Raw genomic sequence first — 17,651 nt, 5'->3', positions numbered from 1 at the left:
CGCTCGTGCCGGCGCCGGGCGCGGACCAGCGCGATCCCCAGTCCGGCGGCGGCCAGCACGGCCACCGCGAGCGCTCCGGCCAGCACCAGCGTCCCCACGGGAGACACCTTGGCAGAAGCGGGGCGCGGGCACATCATCCCCGGCGCCGAGGCCGCGTACATCCCGGGTGGTACGTCCCCCGGATGTCAACCCCCGGTCCGATGCCGATGCCGGACGGCCTCCGTAGCGTTCCGGCCATGACGAGAGGAGCGGTCCGGCCATGACGAACGAGACGGTGGTGCGCCTGGACGGGGTGCGCAAGGAGTACGGCGAGACCGTCGCCCTGGACGGGGTGTCACTGGAGATCCACCCCGGTGAGGCGGTGGCGGTGATGGGCCCCTCCGGGTGCGGCAAGTCCACTTTGCTCAACATGATCGCCGGGCTGGACCGGCCGACCGCCGGCACGGTCCGGGTGCACGGCGAGCGGCTGGACACGATGACCGAGACCGGGCTGGCCCTGTTCCGCCGGCACCACCTCGGGATGATCTTCCAGTTCTTCAACCTGCTGGACGACCTCCCCGCGCTGGACAACGTGGCGCTGGCCGCCCAGCTGACCGGTGGCAAGGCCGGCCCGGCCCGCAAGCGCGCCCTGGAACTCCTCGACGAGCTGGGCATCGCCGACCGCCGCGACGTCTATCCGGCCGCGCTCAGCGGCGGCGAGCGGCAGCGGGTCGCGGTGGCCCGGGCGCTGATGAACCGGCCGGCCCTGCTGCTCGCCGACGAGCCGACCGGCGCGCTCGACTCCAAGGCCGGTGAGCAGGTGATGGACCTGCTGCTGGATCTGAACCAGATCGGTCAGACGCTGCTGATCGTGACGCACGACGAGCGGCTGGCGCACCGCTGCGCGAGCCGCCTGATCGAGATGAGCGACGGGCGGATCGCCCGCGAGGCCGCCCTGGAGCGGGCGTGAGCGCCGTCTGGCGGGCGGCCCGGGCCGCGGTCCGCCGCCGCAGGTTGCAGACCTTCCTGATCGCCCTGGTGGTGCTGCTCTGCAGCGCCACGACGGTGGTCTCGCTGGCCCTGCTGGACGCGTCGTCGGCGCCGTTCGACCGGGCCTTCGGGACCCGGCAGGGCGCGCACGCGGCCGCCGTCTTCGACCCGGCCCAGGTGACCGAGGCGCAGCTGGCCACGGCCCGGTCCGGGGTGACCGCCGCGGCCGGCCCGTTCGGCCAGGTGGTGCTGGATCCGGACCGGAACGGGCAGTTCCTCCCGCTGCCCGGCCCGCTCACCGTGGTCGGCCGGGCCGACCCGGGCGGCGCCGTCGACCGGCTCGACGTCTGGCACGGGCGCTGGCCGTCCGCCCCCGGCGAGATCGTGCTGGCCTTCCCGCCGGACGACGACTTCAGCATGGGCCCGCTCGCCGAGCTCACCTCGGTCACCGCCGGCGGGGTCACGTTCCGGGTGGTCGGGTTCGCCGACAGCATCACCGAGTCGGCGGACGCCTGGGTCACCCCGGCGCAGGTGCGGGCGCTGCGCCCGACCGGGTGGCAGATGCTCTACCGGTTCGCCGGTGACGTGGCGACCCGCGAGGCGGTGACCGCACGCCTGGCCGGGGTGACCACGGGGCTCCCCGGCGGCGCGCTGATCGCCGCCGAGCCGTACCTCGCGGTCAAGGAGGACGCCGCCCAGGACCTCGGCACCTACCTTCCGCTGCTCGGCGCGTTCGGCGTGTTCGGGCTGCTGGTGGCGGTGCTGATCGTGGCCAACGTGGTCTCCGGCGCGGTGGTCTCGGGGTACCGGCACATCGGCGTGCTCAAGGCGATCGGCTTCACCCCGCGCCAGGTCGTCGCGGTCTACCTGCTGATGGCCTCGGTCCCGGCGGTGGCCGGCGCGGTGCCCGGCGCGGCGATCGGCGCCCTGGGCGGGCAGGGCCTGATCGAGCAGGCGTTCCGCGGCTTCGGGTTCGGGGACACCTCGATCCGCTGGTGGGTGTGGCTGGCCGCGCTGCTCGGCGTGCCGCTGCTGGTGCTGGTCGCGGCCCTGGTGCCGGCCCGCCGGGCGCACTCGCTCTCCGCGGCGCAGGCGATCAGTGCCGGCAGCGCGCAGCGGCGCGGGCGCGCCCTGCGGGTCCAGCGGGCGCTGAGTGCGTCCCGCCTGCCGCGGGCGGTCAGCCTCGGCCTGGGCCTGCCGTTCGCCCGGCCCGGGCGGACCGCGCTGACCATGGCGGCGCTGCTGCTCGGGGTGACCACGGTGACCTTCGCGACCGGCCTGGGCAGCACGCTCAACCGGGTGACCGCGATCGACAACCAGGTCAGCGGCGACATCGGGGTGCGCGGCCTGAGCCCGGCCTTCGGCACCCCGACCAGCCGCACCGACGCGCAGGTCGAGGAGATGCTGCGCGGCCTGCCAGGCGCGGCCCGGGTCGGGGTGTTCGCCGGCGTCGACCTGAGCGTGCCGGGCAGCAGCAATCCGCTCCCGGTCTACTTCGGCCGCGGCGACGTGGCCGACCTGGGCTACCGGGCCCAGCTTCTCGAGGGTCGCTGGATGTCGGCGCCGGACGAGGTGGTCGCCCCGTCGAAACTGCTGCTCCAGCGGGGGCTGACGGTGGGTGATCCGATCACCGTCGAGTCCGGCGGCCGGCGCACCACGTTCCGGATCGTCGGGGAGACGGTGCGCGGGCCGTCCGGGCCGCCGGCCCTGTTCGCCGAGTGGACGGCGCTGGCCGGCGCGGTCCCCGGCGTGCGCCTCGAGCCGAGCGACTTCCTCTACCAGGTGCAGGTCACCCCGGGCACCGACCTGGACGGCTTCGTCGCCGCGGTGGGCGCGGCGGACATCGGCCTGGACGTGTGGAACAACGTCGGCACCGACGACTTCGCGGTGATCGTGACCGGCTTCTCCACCGTGCTGGGCGTGCTGCTCGCCCTGGTCGCGGCCCTCGGCGTGCTCAACACGGTCGCGCTCAATGCCCTGGAGCGCCGGCGCGACCTGGGCATGCTCAAGTCGATCGGGATGACCCCGCGGCAGGTGGTGGCCATGATGGTCACCTCGATGGCGGCGCTCGGGGCGATCGGCGGCCTGCTCGGCCTGCCGCTCGGGATGGTGGCGCACCGGCTGGTGCTGACCATGGTGTCCAGCGCGGCACAGGCACACCTGCCGATGTCGGTGGCGGCGGTCTGGAGCCCGGGCCTGGTCATCGTGCTGGTCCTGACCGGGGTGCTGATCGCGGTGGCGGGCGCGCTGCTCCCGGCCCGCGCCGCGGCCCGGCTGACGATCGCCCAGGTGCTGCACAGCGAGTGACGCAGGGCACCGTCTGCCCGGCGAAAACCGGGCAGACGGTCCCCACGCCGGACGAATAGGGTGCGGATCATGGACTACACCCGACTCGGCGGGACGGGACTCCAGGTGTCCCGGATCTGCCTCGGCATGATGACGTACGGTTCGGCCGGCTGGCGGGACTGGGTGCTCGACGAGGAGGCGGCCGGGCCGATCGTGCGGCGGGCGGCGGAGCTCGGCATCACCTTCTTCGACACCGCGGACATGTATTCCGACGGGGTCAGCGAGGAGATCACCGGGCGGCTGCTGCGCTCGATCTTCGCCAGCCGCGACGACTACGTGCTGGCCACCAAGGTCTTCTTCCCGACCGGCCCGGGGCCGAACGACCGGGGCCTGTCCCGCAAGCACATCATGGCGGCGATCGACGCCTCGCTGCGCCGGCTCGGCACCGACCACGTCGACCTCTACCAGATCCACCGCTGGGACCGGAGCACGCCGATCGAGGAGACCATGGAGGCGCTGCACGACGTGGTCCGGGCGGGCAAGGCGCGCTACATCGGGGCCTCCAGCATGTACGCGTGGCAGCTCGCCAAGGCGCAGCACGTGGCCGAGCGGCACGGCTGGACCAGGTTCGTGTCGATGCAGCCGCAGTACAACCTGGCGTACCGGGAGGACGAGCGGGAGATGCTGCCGTTCTGCCTGGACTCCGGGGTCGGGGTGATCCCGTGGAGCCCGCTGGCCAAGGGCGTGCTGGCCCGTGGCCGGACCGCCGAGAGCCGCCGGGCGCAGACCGATCCGCTGGTGGCGCGGCTCTCCCAGGAGGAGGACTTCCTGGTCGCCGACGCGGTGGCCGAGGTGGCCGCGGCCCGCGGGGTGCCGGCCGCCCAGGTGGCGCTGGCCTGGCTGCTGGCCAAGCCGGCGGTGACCGCCCCGATCATCGGCGCGTCGAAGGAGCGACACATCGACGACGCGGTGGCCGCGGTCGGCCTGAAACTGACCGAGGAGGAGATCGCCCGCCTGGAGGCGCCCTACCGGCCGCACGCGGTGATCGGTCACTGAGGTTTTGTCGGACCCGTGTGGCAGGGTTAGCGGGTGACTCGACCACTGCTGGCCGTCGACGCCCCGAGCCTGTATTTCCGCGCGTTCCACGGCATCCCGGAGAAAGCGGCCCGGACCGAGGCCGGGGAGCCGGTCAACGCGATCCGCGGCTTCCTCGACATGATCGCCCAGCTGGTCCGGACCAGGCGCCCCGACCGCCTGGTCTGCGCGCTCGACGCCGACTGGCGCCCGGCGTGGCGGGTCGAGCTGCTCCCGTCGTACAAGAAGCATCGGGTCGCCCACGGTGACGTCGAGGAGGTGCCGGCGTCGCTGGAGCGCCAGGTGCCGGTGCTGCTCGAGGTGCTCGCCGCGGTCGGCATCCCGGCCTTCGGCGTGCCGGGTTACGAGGCGGACGACGTGCTCGGCACCCTGGCCGCCACCCAGGCCGCCCCGGTCGAGGTGGTCTCCGGCGACCGTGACCTGTTCCAGCTGGTCGACGACGCCCGCGGCACCCGGTTGCTCTACTGCGGCCGGGGCGTGGCCAAGCTCGAGGACGCCGACGAGGCCCTGGTCCAGGCGAAATACGGGGTGGCCGCGCGGTGGTACGCGGATTTCGCGGCGATGCGCGGCGACCCCAGCGACGGCCTGCCCGGCGTCGCGGGCGTCGGGGAGAAGACGGCGGCCCGCCTGATCGAGCGCTACGGCGGGATCGCCGAGATCATGGCGGCGCTCGACGACCCGGCGTCCGGCTTCGCCCCGGGTGTCCGGACCAAGCTGGACGCCTCCCGGGACTACCTGGCGAGGGCGCTGCCGGTCTGCCGGGTCGCTCTCGACGTCAAGCTGCCCGACTTCGACCCGGCGCTGCCCCGCGAGCCCCGCGACCCGGACGCGCTGCTGGCCCTGGCCGAGCGGTGGAACCTGGCCGGCTCCGCCCGCCGCCTGGTGGACGCCCTGGCCGGCTGACGGAGTCCGGGCTCTGCCGGCCGCTCGGGGCGGCGAGTGCCGGTTGTCCACATCAGCACGTCGTCCACAGTCCGGCGAACCAAGATCGCGAATAACCGTCATGCTGGCACTGGGCAGGCCCCCCAGGGCGGGCGGGGACTGCGCGGTGGGCCGGCGGACAGGCGGGCCGGAGGCTGTCGATGCCGCCTCCGGCAGCGCCTGTGCTGGTCAGCGGGCGGGTAGCTCCGGCTCCCCGCGCATGTGGCGGTCCCAGTGCGGGCGACGGCCGTCGACGTCGGTGAAGCCGTACTCCTCGGCCAGGTCCCACGAGGTGAGGACCTGGCCGGACCGCTTCGACACCGCCGGGTCCGCGGCCAGTGCGGCGACCGCCCGACCCACGTAGTGCGGCGTCTCGGAGGCCAGGAAGTGCGGGTCCGTCCGGCCGCCGTCGCGCCAGTTCGCCTCGGTCACCCCGAAGTGGTCGAGCATCGCCTCGCTGCGCAGGAAGCCGGGTGTCACCCCGACCGCGGTGATGCCGTGCTCCCGCAGTTCCTCGGCCTGGGCCAGGGCGAGCCGGTTCACGGCGGTCTTGACCAGGTCGTACGGTAAATTGCCCCGATACTCGCGGCCGAGCCCGTCGCTGATCTCGACGATCAGGCCGCCCGGCGTGCGGAGCATCAACGGCACGGTGTGCCGGCTGGTCACCAGGTGGGTGAAGACCGCCCGCTCCCACATGGCCCGAGCCTTGTCCAGGTCCATCTCCCAGAACGGCGTGCCCCACTCGCTCAGCGGGTCGCCGCCCCACACGTCGTTGACCAGGATGTCCAGCCGGCCGTGCGTCGCGGTGATCCGCTCGGCCAGGTCCCGCACCTGGCCCGGGTCGCCGTGGTCGCAGCGCACCGGGATGCCGTCGCCGCCGGCCGCGGTGACCAGCTCCGCGGTTTCTTCGATGGTTTCCGGCCGGTCCATGTCCGACCGCTGTTCCCGGGTGCTGCGCCCGCTGACGTAGACGGTTGCTCCCGCCGCTCCCAGTTCGACGGCTATCCCGCGCCCGGCGCCCCGGGTGCCGCCGGCCACCAGCGCGACGCGTCCGTGAAGAGTCTGCATGGAGTTAGTGAACCATCATTTAGTAATATGGGGAACATGGCCCGTCCCCGTACCGTCTCCGACCACGCGATCCTCGACGCCGCCGCGGCCGCCGTCGCCGAGTCCGGCCCGGCCGCGGTCACCCTGGCCCAGATCGGCGGGCGCGCCGGCGTCACCGCGGGCGCGCTGTCCCAGCGGTTCGGCTCGAAGCGGGAGCTGCTGCTGGCGCTGGCCCGGCGCGAGTCGGAGACGCTGCCGGCCCGGCTGGCCGCGGCGCCCGACGCCGCGGCGCTGATCGAGTTGTTCGCCGCGCTGGCCGGGGGCATCTCCGGTCCGGCCGAGTTCGCCAACCACCTGCAGTTCCTGCTGCTCGACGTCGCCGACCCGGATTTTTGCGAGGTGACCCGGGGTTACGCGGGGGCGGTCGAGCGGGCGATCGCCGGCGTGCTCGGCAGCACCGATCCGGAGCTGCCCCGGGCGGTGCACGCGGCCTACAACGGCGCGCTGATCACCTGGGGCATGACCGGGGACGGCTCCCCCGCCGACGCGGTCCGCTCCCAGCTGCGCCGACTGCTGGCCGGCTACCCCGGCGCATGAATGAGTCGACCGATTTTGTTAGATCCGCGCGGCGGTGGGCACAACTAACTCGGGTGCTCAAAACCCCACACATCATCGCAAAAGGTGTGCAAGACGTAGAGAACCCCGAGTGATGGGAGACCCCCCGTGATCACGCAGGAGAACATCAGCACGCTGCAGGGCACCACCGTCTACGACCGGGACGGCGACAAGATCGGTTCGGCCGGCCAGGTGTGGACCGACGCGGCCGGCCTGCCCACCTGGATCAGCGTGCGCACCGGCCTGTTCGGGCTGCACGAGTCGCTGATCCCGCTGCAGGACGCCGATCTGCAGGGCGACCGCCTGGTGGTGCCGTTCGACAAGGCGAAGGTCAAGGAGGCGCCGAACGTGGACGCCGACCACGACGAGCCGCTCACCCAGGACGAGGTGGACCAGCTCTACGCCTACTACGGCCTGAGCCACCACGACAGCTACCGGTCCTACCAGGCCGGCGCGACCGCAACCGGCCAGAACTACGCGGGCGGCGAGTCCGGCTTCGCCCGGGACGTCGACCACCGCCGGGACGCCGACTTCGCGCGGGACAGCGACCCCCGCCCCACCGACTACGAGCGGGGCGCCGGTCAGGGCGACGGCCACTACCGGACCGGCGACGACGCGATGACCCGCTCCGAGGAGCGGCTGGACGTCGGCACCGAGCGGGAGCGGACCGGCCGGGCCCGGCTGCGCAAGTACGTGGTCACCGAGCAGGAGCAGGTGAGTGTGCCGGTCACCCGGGAGGAGGTCCGGCTGGAGCGTGAGCCGGTGACCGACGCGAACCGGGACAGCGCCTTCCGCGGCCCGGACCTGACCGAGTCCGAGCACGAGGTGACCCTGCACGAGGAGCGCCCGGTGGTGAACACCGAGACCGTTCCGGTGGAGCGGGTGCGCCTCGGCAAGGAGACGGTCACCGAGGAGCAGACCGTGGGCGGCGAGGTCCGCAAGGAGCGGATCGAGGCCGACCTGCCCGGCGAGGAGGGCCGCCGCCGGCTCGGCTGAGCGGCGCGACGACAGCACGGCCCCGTCCGGTCATCCGGGCGGGGCCGTCTCCGTGGCGAGCCGGCACACCGCGAGCAGGTGCACGGCCGGCCAGGGCGCCTGCCGCCAGTCGAGGCCGCCGTCGTCGGGCACCGGCCAGCCGCGCGCGGCCGCCGTGTCGGCGACCCCGTCCGCGTACGCCGCCAGGTTCACCGCGTCCACCCGCCCGCCGAGCGCCTCGCGGATCCGCGCGGTGTGCTGGTCCAGCAACGCCAGCAGGCCGGGCTCCGCGGCCGGCGAGCCGAGACGGCGGGACCACCGGTCGAGGGCCAGCCGGGCGCCCGCGGCGAGGGCGGTCTGGTCGCGTTGATCGAGCTCCATGGCGGCCAACCGTACAAAGCGCCGGAAGGCGCCACAACCGTCCGGACGGCCTACTCCCGCAGAAAAAGGTCAGCGGCGGGCGAGACGGCGCTCGCCACCGGCGCCCGGGACATAGGGCAGCCCGTAGTGCGCGAAGATCCGCGGCTCGTCCACCGCCGCCAGCTCCCCGTCGACGTCGATCGCCGGAGCGTCGCCGACCTGCTGCTTGGCGTACTGGACGCGGAGCGCGTCGGGCTTCACCGTGGCGCCGGTCAGCGGCGCGAAGACCAGCCGGTGCCGGCCGATGAAGCCGACCCGCACGGTGACGAAGGACGGCTCGTCGGTGGCCGTGTCGACGTAGACCGCCTCCAGCTCGCCGATCTTGTCGCCGTCCGGGTCGATGACTTTCTGGCCACGCCAGTCACGCAGGTTCTCCGCGGGAAACATGCCGCAGCAGTGCCCGGCGCGGGACGGGTCAAAACTCAGTTCCACAGCGCGGCCGGCGACTCCGCGTCCGGGATCAGCAGCCGGGGCGCGCCGCCACCGTCGGCCGGCACCGCCCACACGTCCGATTGCCGGGTGCCCCGGCGGATGCCGTACATCACGGTGCCCGCGTCGTACCAGGCGGCCTGATCGTCGACGCTGCGCGTCTCGGCCAGCGCGGTCCGCCGCATCGAGGCCAGATCGAGCACGGTCAGCCGCCACCCCTTGGCCGGATCCCCGCCGATCGCCTCCTTGAACGCGATCCGGGTCCGATCCGGCGACAGCGACGGGCACTCCACGTTCGCGGCGAGGGTCCGCACCGACCGCGCGGCCACGTCCCCGGCCACCAGGTAGCGCCGGCCGGCCGTCGACATGGTCGCGTAGAAGTGCTGGTCGTCGGCGAACGTCACACCCCAGAAGTTGACGTCCACCGCGTGGTAGGGCTGCCCCTCCCGGGTGATCGACAGCAGCTCCAGCGAGTCCACCGTCTCGCCGGTAGCCAGATTGATCATGCCGGCCCGGGTGGAGAACCTCCCGCCGTTGTAGGAGTCCCCGGTCACGAAGACCGTCCAGGCGACCACGTTGCCGCTCGGCGAGACCCGGGCCCGGTTCGGCACCCCGACCACCGGATAGGTGTCCCGCACCCGCACCGAGGAGTCGAGGACCGCCAGTTGATAGGTGGCCAGCGACCCGTCCGGCCGCAGGCAGACCCCGCGCCCGGCGGCCGCGTACAGACGATCACAAGCAAGATCGGACACTTGCCGTACGCCCGCCTCACCGCCCCGGGCCACGCTCGCGACGTGCCCGTACCCGGACGCCGCCGTGTTCCGGAACAGCACCCGGTCCCCCGGGCTCGCGTCCACCGCCGACGTCGCGGCGAGACCCGGGCGGTTCGCGTGGTTCATCACGTAGCCGAGGGCGCCGCCCAGCACGACCACCACGACCAGGCCGAGCAGCAGGATCCGCCCGGTCAGCGACATCCGCTCAGGCATCGGCGGGCCGCCGCAACAGCAGGATCGCCGAGATCGACAGGGTGACGAACCCGAACGCGGTCGCCGCGTGGATCGCCCCGGCAGCGTCCCAGCGCTGCCAGGCCAGCCCGAACAGCACCGACGACACCAGGTAGGCGAGCGCCTGACCGGTCTGGATCAAGCCCAGCCCGGTGGTGCGCAGCTCGGCGGGGAGCAACGGACCGGCGAGCGCCATCAGCACGCCGTCCGTCGCCGCGTAGTACCCGCCGTACAGGACGAGAACGACGACGACCGTGACCGGACCGCCCCACCCGGACCCGAGCAGGAGATAGACGATCAGCAGGGCGGCGTAGCCGCCGAGGACCACCGGGGCGCGGCCGATCCGGTCGGCCAGGGTGCCGAACGGCACGGCCAGGGCGAGGTAGGTCAGGCTGGTGCCGACCGCGAGCAGCGGGAACCAGCCGGAGGCGAGGTTCTCCTGGCGTTGCAGGAGCAGGAAGACGAAGCCGTCACCGATCGTGCTCAGGCCCAGCAGCACCGCACCGAGCAGCAGCATCCGGATCGGCCGGCGGCGCAGCAGGGCGGCCGCCGCGGTCAGGCTGACCGCGGCCGCGGGCGGGCGCGGACCGCGGTGGTCACCGACGAACAGGACGAGCACCAGCACGCCGATCACCGCGATGCAGCCGCTGACCACGAAGACCGAGTCGTAGGCCTGGCCGGAGGCGGCGAGCACGGCGAGCGCCACGAGCGGTCCGGCGAAGGCGCCCGCGGTGTCCATCGCGCGGTGCACGCCGAACGCGCGGCCCAGCTGACCGGCGGGCGTGGACAGGGTGATCAGCGCGTCCCGGGGCGCGGTGCGCAGCCCCTTGCCGGCCCGGTCGGCGACGATCGCGGCGCTCAGCCAGGGCACCGAGGTACCGGCCGCGAGCAGGCCGAATTTCATCGACGCGGAGAGTCCGTACCCCACTGCGGCGACCGCCTTGCGACGCCGCGCCCGGTCGGCGACATAGCCGCCGGCCAGGCGCAGCAGGGCGGTGGCCCCGGTGTAGAGGCCGTCGATCAGCCCGTAGACGGCGGGGCTGAGCCCCAGGCCGGCGACCAGGTACAGCGGCAGGATCGCCGAGACCATCTCGCTGGACACGTCGGTGATCAGGCTGACCGTGCCGAGGGCGAGGACCGTGCCGGCGACGCGCTTGGTGCGGTCGGTCCGGCCGGCGGCCGGCTTCTCCACCGAGGCCAGGTACATGCGGTTACTGCCAGACGTCGGTGATCGGCGAGACGTTCGCGGCGCCGCCCAGGGCGGGCAGGCCGTACGCCGTCTCGATGGTGCGCAGCACGGTGTAGTGGGTGATCTTCGAGGAGTACGAGCCGGGCTTGACGTGCGCCCCGACGAAGAACGTGTACACCCGGTTCAGCGCCAGGTAGTTGTCCTCGTCGAAGGTGACGATCAGCAGGCTGTTGTGCGTCTTGGCCCACTGGGCATACCCGTCGAGCTTGTTCTTGAGCCAGGCGTCGCCGGTCCCGATCGAGCAGTCGTGCATGTCGTTGCACATGTCCGGGCTGACGAACGAGACGGTGGGCAGCTTGCTGTAGTCGCTCGGGAAGCTGGCGAAGGTCACGTTGCTGCTGGCCGGCACGTTGCTGAAGTCGACCCAGCTGTTGTGCTTGCGCCGGTAGGTGCCGCTGGAGCAGCCGGTGTAGCCGTCCGAGGGCATCGCCTCGGAGTAGCCCTTGAACGACAACCCGGACGAGATCAGCTGGTTGCCCAGGTTGTCGCCGGTGAAGTTCTTCGGGCAGTCGTCGTTGGTGACGCCCTGGGTGCCGCCGGAGAACAGCGCGATGTAGTTCGGCTGGCTGGGGTGGGTGATCGCGTAGGACTGGGTGAACTTGGCGCCCTGTCCGGCCAGCGAGGTGAAGTAGGGCGAGGACGAGGAGGTGAGCTGCCAGGCGCTCTTGTTCTCGAACATCACCAGGACGATGTGGTCGAAGGCCGGCACCGCGGCGGCCGCCTGGGCCGGTGGCGGCGTGGCGACGCCGAGGAGAGCGAGGGACGCCAGAGCGATCCCGATACGCCGAAGGGACATGCCCGCATCCTTCCCAAGATCATCAACAGGTTCCGACACACCACGTTGCCGCGAGGTTAAGGAAAGACATCCGTCTATGTTGCCAAGTGGGTGCGACCTGACGCCAGCCCTCAGGCCGATGCCGCCGGGCCCGATAACGCCAGAGTCGGAACCACCCTCTCGAACGGAGCAAGCATGACGACGCGAGCCGCTCGCGCGTGCTTCAGCGCCTGGATCCTGGCGTTGGTCTGCTTGTACTACGCGTTCCCGGACGCCCACCTGTACACCTGGGCGCTGCTCGGGTACTCGTCGGCGGTCGCGATCCTGGCCGGGGTGCGTCTCCACCGGCCGGCCCAGCGCCTGCCGTGGTATCTGATCAGCGCCGCGCTGGCCTTCTTCACCACCGGCGACAGCTGGTACAACCTGATCCTCGCGCGTGGCGGCCAGCCCGGCTTCCCCGCCGTCAACGACGTCCTCTACCTGCTCGTCTACCCGCTGCTGACCGCCGCGTTCCTGATCTTCGTCCGGGCCCGCCGGGGCCGCGGGGACAACAAGGCGGCACTGCTCGACGCGCTCGTCCCGACCGTCGGCCTGGGCCTGGTGGCCTGGGTCTACTGGATCGCCCCGTTCACCCGCGCCGAGGACCTCTCCGTCCTGGAGAAGGTCGTCTCGGTCGGCTACCCGCTCGGGGACGTGCTGGCGCTGGCGATGGTCCTGCGGATGTTCACCGCCACCGGCAGGCGCCCGGCCGCGCTCGGTGGCCTCGGCCTGGCCATGGTCGGTCTGCTCATCTCGGACGTCTTCTACGGCCAGTCCCAGCTGCGCAGCGACTGGACGCTGGGCGGCCCGGTCGACCTCGGCTGGATCGTCTTCTACGCGACCATGGGGTACACCGCGCTGCGCCCGTCGATGCGGGAGCTCAGCGAGCGGGCCGGCCGGTCCCGCGGCGAGATGGGCCGGCACCGGCTGGTCTGGCTGACCGCGGCCGCGCTGATCGCCCCGGCGGTGCTCTGCCTGGAGTACCTGCAGGGCCGGCCGGCCGAGATCGCCCGCAGCGGCATCGTCGACGCGCCGATCATCGCGGCCGCCGCGGCGGTGATGTTCCTGCTGGTCCTGGCCCGGGTCGCGGACCTGGCGATGGCCCAGCGGCAGGCGATGGCCCGGGAGCGGGCGCTGCGCGAGGCCGGGTCGCTGCTGTTCGCGGCGACCTCCGAGCGGGACGTCGTAGCGGCGCTGCGCCAGGCGGTGGGCCGCCTGATGCCGCCGAACGAGCCGTACCACCTGGTGCTGCCGCCGCAGGTGCCGGGCACCGCGGAGGTGGCCGTGCACTGGCGGGCCGCCGCCGACCTGCCGGTCGGCATCGACGCGGGCGGGTTCCCGACGGTGCTGTTCGCCACCCAGCCGGTGCCCGGCGGCGAGCGGCACGGCCAGCTGATCCTCGGCGCGGCCGAGGACGTGCTGCACGCGGTCCGCCCGTCGCTGGAGACCCTCGGCGCGCAGATCGCCGTGGTGCTGGAGCGGATCTCGCTGACCGCGGAGATCAACCAGCGGGACAGCGAGGCGTACTTCCGCACCCTGATCCAGAGCACCGCCGACGTCATCCTGATCCTGGACGGCGACGACACGATCCGGTACGCCAGCCCGTCCGGGATCAAGCTGTTCGGCGCCATCCTGCCGGTGGGCACCCCAATGGCCGCGCTGATCACCGAGGACGCCCAGGAGGCGCTGCGCGACGTGCTGTCCCGGCTGCGCCGCGGGCACGGCGGGCTGGCCGGCGTCGAGCTGACCGCCCGGGGCGCCGGCGGCCGCCGGATGCTGCTCGAGTGCGACCTGCGCAACCACCTCGACGACCCGACGGTGAACGGCCTGGTCGTCACCCTGCGCGACGTCACCGAGCAGCGCCGCCTCGAGGACGACCTGACCCACCAGGCGTTCCACGACTCGCTGACCGGGCTGGCCAACCGGGTGCTGTTCCGCAACCGGCTGGAGCAGGCGTTCATGGTGGCCGAGCGGGACGGTGCCACGCTCGGCGTGCTCTTCGTCGACGTGGACGACTTCAAGGAGGTCAACGACACCCTCGGGCACGCGGTCGGCGACCAGCTGCTGCTCGCCGTGGCGCAGCGGATCTCGGCGATCATCGGGGCCGGCAGCACCGCGGCCCGGATGGGCGGCGACGAGTTCGCCATCCTGGTCGAGCAGAGCGACAGCGCGGACGCCGCCGAGGAGGTCGCCGCCCGGATCGTCGCCGAGCTGGAAGCGCCCCTCGAGGTGCCCGACGGCGAGGGCGGCCTGCACCTGGTCAGCGGCCAGGTCAGCATCGGCGTCGCGACCAACCGGGACGCCGAGCACGCCACCGAGCTGCTGCGGCACGCCGACCTGGCGCTCTACCTGGCCAAGGGGATGGGCAAGGGCGGCTGGCAGCGCTACCAGAGCGACCTGGCGCACGCCATGGTGCAGCGGCTGGAGCTGCGCACCCAGCTGCACGAGGCGATCGAGGACGAGCAGTTCGTGCTGCAGTTCCAGCCGATCGTCGAGCTGGCCGACCAGCGGGTCACCGGCGTCGAGGCGCTGGTCCGCTGGCAGCACCCGGCGCGCGGGCTGCTCAGCCCGTTCCACTTCGTCGAGGCGGCCGAGGAGAACGGCACGATCATCGGGATCGGCGGCTGGGTGATGCGCGAGGCGCTGCGCCAGTTCGCCGCGTGGAAGGCCGAGGACCCGGACACCTCGCTGCGCTACATCAGCGTCAACGTGTCGCCGCGGCAGTTCCGCGCCCCGGACTTCGTCGAGCAGGTCCGCTCGGCGCTGGCCTCGGCCGGGGCCCGGCCGGAGTGGCTGTTGCTGGAGGTCACCGAGAGCCTGGTGCTCAAGGACGCCGCCAAGGTGGTCCAGGACCTGCGCGCGTTGCGCGCCCTGGGGGTCCGGGTGGCGATCGACGATTTCGGTACGGGCTACAGCTCCCTCAGCTATTTGCGGCAGATGCCGGTGGACGTGCTGAAGCTGGACAAGTCGTTCATCGACGACATTCTTACCAGCCGCCAGCAGCACGCCCTGGTCGACGCGATCGTCACGCTCGCCGGCAACCTGGACCTCGCCGTGGTCGCCGAGGGCATCGAGGAGCCCGGCCAGCGGATCGCCCTGGACACCATGGGCTGCCAGTACGGACAGGGTTACCACTTCGCCAAGCCGCTCTGGCCGGTGGACATCCCGGCGCTGGTCGCGGCGGCCCGGCCGGCCGCGCTCAGCGCGTGAGCTGAACCCGCCGATCCTGCAACGATCCACCTTAGGCGCGGGAAGTCCGCTTTATTGTCCACTGTCAGTAACTGAACATTCACTGACAGGGTGAGGTACCGGTTAACGACTGGCGCGTCCGGCCCGGAAGGGGCAGGGTCACAGGGGTGCTGAACAACCCCGTGTGGGCCGCCCTCTCCGGGCCGCAGGCCGGTTACGCCGAAGCCGCCGGAGACGCCGCCCGATACCAGCCCGACATCGCCCCGTTCTGCGCCGTGAGCGACCCGGCCGACCCGGCAGCCTGGCGCGACCTGGCCACGCTGACCGACTACGCGCTGCTCACCGGCCCGGCGCTGGCCCCGCCGCCGGGCTGGGTGGAGGACGTCCGGACGCAGGGCGTGCAGATGGTCGGCACCGCGATGACCGCCGTCGACGACCCGGAGGCCGTCCCGCTCACCGAGCACGACGTCCCGGAGATGCTCGACCTGGTGGCCCGCGCGCAGCCCGGCCCGTTCCGCAAACGCACCATCGACCTGGGCCGCTACCTGGGCATCCGCTCCCGCGACGGCCGCCTGATCTCGATGGCCGGCGAGCGTTTCCGGATGCCCGGCTGGACCGAGGTCTCCGCGGTCTGCACCGACCCGGAGTTCCGCGGCCAGGGCCTCGGCGCCCGCCTCACCCTCGCGGTCGCGGCCGGCATCCTGGCCCGCGGCGAGCTGCCGTTCCTGCACACCGTGCACGACAACGACAACGCGATCCGCCTCTACGAGCGCCTCGGCTTCGAACACAGCGCCGACGTGGTCTTCACGAGCTTCCGCTACACCGGCTAGCTCGCCGGAGGCGCCCGGCCGGTTCCGGTCCGCCGTCCGCCTCCGCCGCACCGGCTCGCGCACGGTCCGCTCCCCCGTCCCGGCCGCGGTCCGATTTTTCGGTACGACTCGGAGTCCCGTGCCGGTCGGCCCGCGCGGCCCGGCCCCCGCACGACCGCTACGCGCGTCGTGCGGGCCCGGCTGCCCCTCGCGGCCGCCTAGGATCAGCGGCCATGAGAGAACGGACCGCCGGTCACCGCCGAGCCCGCTTCCGCTACTTCCTCACGCTGCTGATCCTCGGCTCCCTGGTCACCGCGGCCACGTGCGCCGACGCCGCAGGCAGCGAGAGGTGGACCCTCAGCACGGTCCTGGCCACCGGATCTTTCTTCCTGTTCCTCGCCGCGCTCCTGCTCGACCTGGTGATCAACCCGAGTTAGCCGCCGTGCCGCTCCCGCCGGGAGCCCGCCACGACCCGCCGCGCCCCGCGGTCGCAGCCGCCACGCACGGTCCCGGCTGGCCCTCACGGGTGTCTCGAGGGTCTTGAGACACCCGTGAGGGCCAGCCCGGGAGCGGAGCCGCGGCCGGGACGGTGACTCGGCTTGGTGGCGGCGTGTTCGCGCGGACGCCGCCGGCCCGCATGACGGCTGCTAGAGCTGGCCGTGATTGGGCGGGAGGACGTCGGCCAGCTCATACGCGGCGATGTGGGCGTACTTCCAGTCGAGCGGGTCGTGGACGCTGTGGGTCCGGGCGTTGCGCCAGTGGCGGTCCAGGTCGTACTTGGCGGCGGCGGAGCTGGTGCCGCACAGCTGGAACAGCTCCGAGCCGGCCTCGACCGCGATCTCGCTGCCGAAGGCCTTCGCGGCCGCGACCGCGAGCGACCCCCGGGCGGCGGCGTCGGCGTCCGCCGGGAACAAGGTCACTTCTTCGAGGGTCCGGGCCGCCGACTCGAGCAGCGCCTCGGCGGCCCGCACCCGGCTGGCCAGCCGGCCGTACCGGTGCCGGACGTGCGGATCGTCGGCCGCGGTGGACGCGCCGGCCCGGACCGCCTCGGTCGACGGGCGCGCCTTGGTCCGCAGATAGTCCCGGGCGTCGGCGAGCGCCGCGCCGGCGATGCCCACCTCGATCGCCGCGTGGTAGAGCTGCGCCCGCGCCCCGAGCTGCTGCGGCTGCTCGTAGGCGTGCGCGTAGTCCAGCCGCAGCCCCGGCTCGACCGGCACACCGGTGAAGGTGGCCGTCCCGCTGATCGTGGCGCGCTGCCCGATCACGTCCCAGTCGGTGTCGACAGCCACCCCGGCGGCGTCCCGGGCGACGAAGGCGAGCACCAGCCTGCCCTGCTCGTCGAGCGCGCTGACCGCGATCCAGGCGCTGGTCAGGGCCCCGGTGGTGTAGTACTTGACGCCGTCGAGCAGGCCGCCGCTGATCTTCGTACGCAAGTCCTGTGCGTGTTTTCCGCCTCGCTCCGCCAGCGCGTTGCCGAAGCGGCGGCCGGCCAGGACCTCGCCGAACAGGCGCTTACGGGCCTCCGGGCCGCCGTGCACGGCGAGCACGTCGACCAGCAGGAAGTGTGCCTGCGGGACCTGGGCGATCGACGGGTCGGCGGCCGCGATGACCCGGCCGACCTCGGCCAGGGTGCGCGGGCCGAGCCCGGGACCGCCGTCGGCAACCGGGACGGTGATCGCGAGCAGGCCGGAGGAGTCGAGCGCGGCGAGTGCCTCGGACGGGATCACCGTCGCGCCGTCGCGGTCGCGCTGGATCGCGCCGGGGGCGAGCCCGGCGGCGAGCCGGTGGGCGGCGGTGACCGCCTCGTCGTGCGTCTGGGGAACGGACAT

The 17,651-nt window shown here is 73.0% G+C and carries 16 protein-coding genes; 9 read left to right on the top strand and 7 right to left on the bottom strand.

Annotation, left to right across the window (positions count from 1 at the left end):
- Positions 1–259: 259 nt before the first annotated feature.
- The 4 genes from BJY16_RS22835 to BJY16_RS22820 all read left to right on the top strand — a co-directional run bounded on the left by BJY16_RS22835 (position 260) and on the right by BJY16_RS22820 (position 5,253).
- The gene (locus BJY16_RS22835; protein ID WP_185041620.1) at positions 260–949 is read left to right on the top strand and encodes an ABC transporter ATP-binding protein; all 690 of its coding nucleotides are present in this window, start codon (positions 260–262) and stop codon (positions 947–949) included.
- Entirely contained in the window at positions 946–3,276 is a 2,331-nt protein-coding gene (locus BJY16_RS22830; RefSeq protein WP_185041619.1) for an ABC transporter permease, read from the top strand. The genes BJY16_RS22835 and BJY16_RS22830 overlap by 4 nt, the downstream gene beginning before the upstream one ends.
- A gap of 69 nt (positions 3,277–3,345) precedes the next feature.
- Entirely contained in the window at positions 3,346–4,311 is a 966-nt protein-coding gene (locus BJY16_RS22825) for an aldo/keto reductase (protein WP_185041618.1), read from the top strand.
- A 33-nt stretch (positions 4,312–4,344) separates the two neighbouring features.
- Positions 4,345–5,253, top strand: a complete 909-nt coding sequence (locus BJY16_RS22820; RefSeq protein ID WP_185041617.1) for a 5'-3' exonuclease — start codon at positions 4,345–4,347, stop codon at positions 5,251–5,253.
- 207 nt (positions 5,254–5,460) lie between these two features.
- On the opposite strand, the gene BJY16_RS22815 is transcribed toward BJY16_RS22820, so the two are convergent.
- Positions 5,461–6,339 (bottom strand): SDR family oxidoreductase, encoded by an 879-nt coding sequence (locus tag BJY16_RS22815; protein WP_185041616.1) that lies wholly within the window; start codon positions 6,337–6,339, stop codon positions 5,461–5,463.
- Between the two features lie 36 nt (positions 6,340–6,375).
- Between BJY16_RS22815 and BJY16_RS22810 the strand changes: the two genes are divergently transcribed.
- Together BJY16_RS22810 and BJY16_RS48505 are read left to right on the top strand one after the other, a co-directional pair.
- The gene (locus BJY16_RS22810) at positions 6,376–6,915 is read left to right on the top strand and encodes a TetR/AcrR family transcriptional regulator (RefSeq protein ID WP_185041615.1); all 540 of its coding nucleotides are present in this window, start codon (positions 6,376–6,378) and stop codon (positions 6,913–6,915) included.
- 126 nt (positions 6,916–7,041) lie between these two features.
- Positions 7,042–7,929, top strand: a complete 888-nt coding sequence (locus tag BJY16_RS48505) for a DUF2382 domain-containing protein (protein ID WP_185041614.1) — start codon at positions 7,042–7,044, stop codon at positions 7,927–7,929.
- Positions 7,930–7,959: 30 nt separating this feature from the next.
- On the opposite strand, the gene BJY16_RS22800 is transcribed toward BJY16_RS48505, so the two are convergent.
- The 5 genes from BJY16_RS22800 to BJY16_RS22780 all read right to left on the bottom strand — a co-directional run bounded on the left by BJY16_RS22800 (position 7,960) and on the right by BJY16_RS22780 (position 11,806).
- On the bottom strand, positions 7,960–8,289 hold the full coding sequence (locus BJY16_RS22800) for a DUF6401 family natural product biosynthesis protein (protein WP_221502022.1): 330 nt from the start codon (positions 8,287–8,289) through the stop codon (positions 7,960–7,962).
- Positions 8,290–8,358: 69 nt separating this feature from the next.
- The gene (locus BJY16_RS22795) at positions 8,359–8,715 is read right to left on the bottom strand and encodes a PRC-barrel domain-containing protein (protein ID WP_185041613.1); all 357 of its coding nucleotides are present in this window, start codon (positions 8,713–8,715) and stop codon (positions 8,359–8,361) included.
- 35 nt (positions 8,716–8,750) lie between these two features.
- Positions 8,751–9,743: a TolB-like translocation protein gene (locus BJY16_RS22790; RefSeq protein WP_239176747.1), complete on the bottom strand. Its 993-nt coding sequence runs from the start codon at positions 9,741–9,743 to the stop codon at positions 8,751–8,753.
- Positions 9,736–10,968, bottom strand: coding sequence for an MFS transporter (locus BJY16_RS22785; RefSeq protein ID WP_185041612.1), 1,233 nt, complete (start codon positions 10,966–10,968; stop codon positions 9,736–9,738). Before BJY16_RS22785 ends, BJY16_RS22790 begins: the two co-directional genes overlap by 8 nt.
- Before the next feature lie 4 nt (positions 10,969–10,972).
- Positions 10,973–11,806, bottom strand: a complete 834-nt coding sequence (locus tag BJY16_RS22780) for an alkaline phosphatase family protein (protein WP_185041611.1) — start codon at positions 11,804–11,806, stop codon at positions 10,973–10,975.
- A gap of 174 nt (positions 11,807–11,980) precedes the next feature.
- On the opposite strand from BJY16_RS22780, the gene BJY16_RS22775 reads away from it, so the two are divergent.
- The 3 genes from BJY16_RS22775 to BJY16_RS22765 all read left to right on the top strand — a co-directional run bounded on the left by BJY16_RS22775 (position 11,981) and on the right by BJY16_RS22765 (position 16,259).
- Entirely contained in the window at positions 11,981–15,034 is a 3,054-nt protein-coding gene (locus BJY16_RS22775) for a putative bifunctional diguanylate cyclase/phosphodiesterase (RefSeq protein WP_185041610.1), read from the top strand.
- Positions 15,035–15,180: 146 nt separating this feature from the next.
- Positions 15,181–15,843: a GNAT family N-acetyltransferase gene (locus BJY16_RS22770; RefSeq protein ID WP_185041609.1), complete on the top strand. Its 663-nt coding sequence runs from the start codon at positions 15,181–15,183 to the stop codon at positions 15,841–15,843.
- Positions 15,844–16,055: 212 nt separating this feature from the next.
- Complete coding sequence (locus BJY16_RS22765; RefSeq protein WP_185041608.1) at positions 16,056–16,259, top strand: hypothetical protein; 204 nt, start codon at positions 16,056–16,058, stop codon at positions 16,257–16,259.
- Between the two features lie 210 nt (positions 16,260–16,469).
- On the opposite strand, the gene BJY16_RS22760 is transcribed toward BJY16_RS22765, so the two are convergent.
- Entirely contained in the window at positions 16,470–17,651 is a 1,182-nt protein-coding gene (locus BJY16_RS22760) for an acyl-CoA dehydrogenase family protein (RefSeq protein ID WP_185041607.1), read from the bottom strand.

It is taken from the genome of Actinoplanes octamycinicus, assembly GCF_014205225.1.
In the GTDB taxonomy this organism is placed as follows: Bacteria; Actinomycetota; Actinomycetes; order Mycobacteriales; family Micromonosporaceae; genus Actinoplanes; species Actinoplanes octamycinicus.
The sequence above is the reverse complement of the archived record's forward strand: the minus strand, read 5'-3'. Positions and strand labels throughout refer to the sequence as shown.

Bases quoted from the DNA above. Each gene is read 5' to 3' on its own strand.
- BJY16_RS22775 (WP_185041610.1), top strand. From the start codon at position 11,981: ATGACGACGCGAGCCGCTCGCGCGTGCTTCAGCGCCTGGATCCTGGCG.
- BJY16_RS22810 (WP_185041615.1), top strand. From the start codon at position 6,376: ATGGCCCGTCCCCGTACCGTCTCCGACCACGCGATCCTCGACGCCGCC.
- BJY16_RS22780 (WP_185041611.1), bottom strand. From the start codon at position 11,806: ATGTCCCTTCGGCGTATCGGGATCGCTCTGGCGTCCCTCGCTCTCCTC.
- BJY16_RS22835 (WP_185041620.1), top strand. From the start codon at position 260: ATGACGAACGAGACGGTGGTGCGCCTGGACGGGGTGCGCAAGGAGTAC.
- BJY16_RS22785 (WP_185041612.1), bottom strand. From the start codon at position 10,968: ATGTACCTGGCCTCGGTGGAGAAGCCGGCCGCCGGCCGGACCGACCGC.
- BJY16_RS22760 (WP_185041607.1), bottom strand. From the start codon at position 17,651: ATGTCCGTTCCCCAGACGCACGACGAGGCGGTCACCGCCGCCCACCGG.
- BJY16_RS22795 (WP_185041613.1), bottom strand. From the start codon at position 8,715: ATGTTTCCCGCGGAGAACCTGCGTGACTGGCGTGGCCAGAAAGTCATC.
- BJY16_RS22790 (WP_239176747.1), bottom strand. From the start codon at position 9,743: ATGCCTGAGCGGATGTCGCTGACCGGGCGGATCCTGCTGCTCGGCCTG.
- BJY16_RS22815 (WP_185041616.1), bottom strand. From the start codon at position 6,339: ATGCAGACTCTTCACGGACGCGTCGCGCTGGTGGCCGGCGGCACCCGG.
- BJY16_RS22765 (WP_185041608.1), top strand. From the start codon at position 16,056: ATGAGAGAACGGACCGCCGGTCACCGCCGAGCCCGCTTCCGCTACTTC.
- BJY16_RS22825 (WP_185041618.1), top strand. From the start codon at position 3,346: ATGGACTACACCCGACTCGGCGGGACGGGACTCCAGGTGTCCCGGATC.
- BJY16_RS22800 (WP_221502022.1), bottom strand. From the start codon at position 8,289: ATGGAGCTCGATCAACGCGACCAGACCGCCCTCGCCGCGGGCGCCCGG.